3 protein-coding genes are annotated in these 2,911 nt (G+C 36.3%); all 3 read left to right on the top strand.

All coding sequences use genetic code 11. The features are described from left to right. Positions 1 to 396 precede the first annotated feature (396 nt). The 3 genes from rplU to G5B32_RS16710 all read left to right on the top strand — a co-directional run bounded on the left by rplU (position 397) and on the right by G5B32_RS16710 (position 2,485). Entirely contained in the window at positions 397 to 708 is a 312-nt protein-coding gene (gene rplU, locus G5B32_RS16700) for a 50S ribosomal protein L21 (protein WP_165292631.1), read from the top strand. A 43-nt stretch (positions 709 to 751) separates the two neighbouring features. Next, positions 752 to 1,015, top strand: coding sequence for a 50S ribosomal protein L27 (gene rpmA, locus G5B32_RS16705; protein ID WP_159635129.1), 264 nt, complete (start codon positions 752 to 754; stop codon positions 1,013 to 1,015). 135 nt (positions 1,016 to 1,150) lie between these two features. After that, entirely contained in the window at positions 1,151 to 2,485 is a 1,335-nt protein-coding gene (locus G5B32_RS16710) for a DEAD/DEAH box helicase (protein WP_165292632.1), read from the top strand. Positions 2,486 to 2,911: the final 426 nt, after the last annotated feature.

The raw sequence follows: 2,911 nt of genomic DNA on the forward strand, positions 1-2,911 counted from the left end.
CTACAAACTTACGATGACGATTTAAACGTTCTTAAAGAATTATAATTCAAGAATACCCTAAGGTCTTTACATTTTAGAGAACTGTCGCCTCACAAATTTTTCGCGAAAATGTAGGGATGGGAATCCGTTGTTGCGAAAGTTTTAAGCGACACGGTTTTGCTTCCTTTTGACAAGACAAAAGGAAGAGCCCCTCGCGGCTTGAGCGAGACTGTTTTCATTTAGACTGCTATCTTCGCTGTGTTGTTCATTCACACCTAGAATTCAGTTCATATCTTTTAATTCTCTTGGTGTATGAGTTTATATCGAATAGTCAATTTCAAAAAGTAAAAAATAATTGTATACCTGAAAATTATATCTTATCTTTGCAACTCATTAAAGAAAATTAAATAAATAACAATGTACGCAATAGTAAGTATAGCAGGACAGCAATTTAAAGTTGCAAAAGACCAATATCTTTTTGTACACCGTTTACAAGGAGATGAAGGCGCTAGTATTGAATTTGACACAGTATTGTTGGCAGAAGATGGCGGCAAAATCACTGTAGGTGCTCCAAGCATCGCAGGTGCTAAAGTTTCAGCAACGATTTTGTCTCATTTAAAAGGTGATAAAGTTATCGTTTTCAAGAAAAAACGTCGTAAAGGCTACAAAAAGAAAAACGGTCACCGTCAACAATTCTCTAAAATCCAGATCACTGGTATCAGTTTATAATCGAATTTTTAATCAGACGACAGTCTTAAATTAAGATAAAGAAATGGCACACAAAAAAGGTGCGGGTAGTTCTAAGAACGGCCGTGAGTCACACAGTAAGAGATTAGGTATCAAAATTTTTGGTGGTCAAAAAGCTATCGCTGGTAACATCATCGTACGTCAACGTGGAACAGTTCACAATCCAGACGCTAACGTAGGTATCGGTAAAGACCACACTTTGTTTGCTTTAGTAGACGGTACAGTAGTTTTCCGTAAAAAAGCTAACAACAAATCTTACGTTTCAGTAGTTCCTGCTGAGCAAAACTAAGATTGCCTAACAATATCACAAAGCCGCTAAGTTACTTGGCGGCTTTTGTTTTTTGAAGGGATATATGTGAATTATCCCTCATATTTTAACCCGAGGCTATTTCAGATTTTTGACAAGGTCCTCACAATAAATTACATGAAGACTTTCAAAGATTTAAAAGTTAGTGCGCCTATTTTGGATGCACTGGAAAAACAAGGTTACCAAAATCCTACGCCTATTCAAGAGCAGGCAATTCCTGAAGTATTAAAAGGTAAAGATTTATTAGGCTGTGCACAGACCGGTACAGGTAAGACAGCAGCATTCTCTATTCCTATTCTACAATTACTGAATAATTTCAAACCCAAAGAACATAAACGCGGAACGATTCGTTCGTTGATTTTGACGCCTACGCGTGAGTTGGCGATTCAGATTGATGAATCTATTGAGGCGTATGGTGAAAACCTAAAGCTGAAACACGCTGTAATTTTTGGAGGTGTAAACCAATTCAATCAAGTACAACAAATCCGTCAAGGTGTCGATATCTTAGTCGCTACGCCAGGACGTTTATTGGATTTGGTATCCCAAAAAATCGTTTGGTTGGATAAGATTGAGATTTTGGTGTTGGACGAAGCGGATAGAATGTTGGATATGGGATTTATCCATGACGTAAAACGCGTTTTATCTCTAGTCCCTGAGAAAAGACAAACGTTATTTTTCTCGGCGACCATGCCTAAACAAATTCAAGCTTTAGCGGATTCTATTTTGCGCCATCCAGTAAAAGTAGAAGTAACGCCTGAGTCTACAACGGCAGAAACAATTCAACAGACTTTATATTATATCGAAAAAGCAAATAAGCCTAAGGCGTTATTGCAATTGTTGAATACCCGTGTTGATGACAGCGTATTGGTTTTTGCTCGTACCAAACATGGTGCTGACCGTTTGGTGAAATTGTTGCACAAGAATGAAATTACAGCGGCTGCTATTCACGGTAACAAATCCCAAAATGCGCGTCAAAATGCGTTAGAAGCATTCAAGAAAAAAGAAATAAAAGTCTTAGTAGCTACAGATATTGCTGCTCGTGGAATTGATATCGACTTGTTGCAGTATGTGATTAACTACGAGATTCCAAATATGCCTGAATCGTACGTACACCGTATTGGTCGTTCGGGCAGGGCAGGAGCATCTGGTTTTGCGATATCGATGTGCGATGTAGAAGAAATTCCATACATTAAGGATATTCAATATACAATAGGTTTTGAATTACCTGTAGAAGTGATGGAAGGATTGAGTATGTCTCCTCAGTTTGTGCAGAAAAATCAATTCGCAGCTTCTCAAGGCAAAGGCAAAGGCAAAAATGGAGGCGCCAAAGAGCAACCGAAAGAAGGTACAAAACCTGACTATCGTCATAAAAAGAAAACAAAACCTACGAGTAAAGAACGTAGAAGAAAGCAAGCCGGAAATTCTGCTGGTGGAGGTTCTAGAACAAGATAAAAGTAAAAGGGAAGCGAAAGCTTCTTTTTTTTATAAAAAAGAAGTATATAGGGATAAATTCTTAAACGTTATTTTTAAGTTTTTTGAAACAATTAATAAATTCCTATATTTAATTCTTATCTCTTTGCAAAGAATTAGATAAGAATTAAAACCAATATTAACTAATGAAGAACTTATTTTATCTACTTATCCTGCTATTTATCTTATTAGGGTGTAGCAAATCTGGAACATGTTATTATGATGGAAAAATTCTAATAAGCGGACCAAAAGGTGGGTGTTATTATAATAATAATAGTGGCAATAAAGTATACGTTGATCGTTCTTTCTGTAATTGCAATTAACGCATTATGAAAAAAATGTACCTAATCTACTTAATTGTATTTATTACTATTTCATGTAGAGTAGAAAACTTCTATAATGTAACTA

This window comes from Sphingobacterium sp. SGL-16 (genome assembly GCF_011043515.1).
GTDB classification, from domain to species: Bacteria; Bacteroidota; Bacteroidia; order Sphingobacteriales; family Sphingobacteriaceae; genus Sphingobacterium; species Sphingobacterium litopenaei.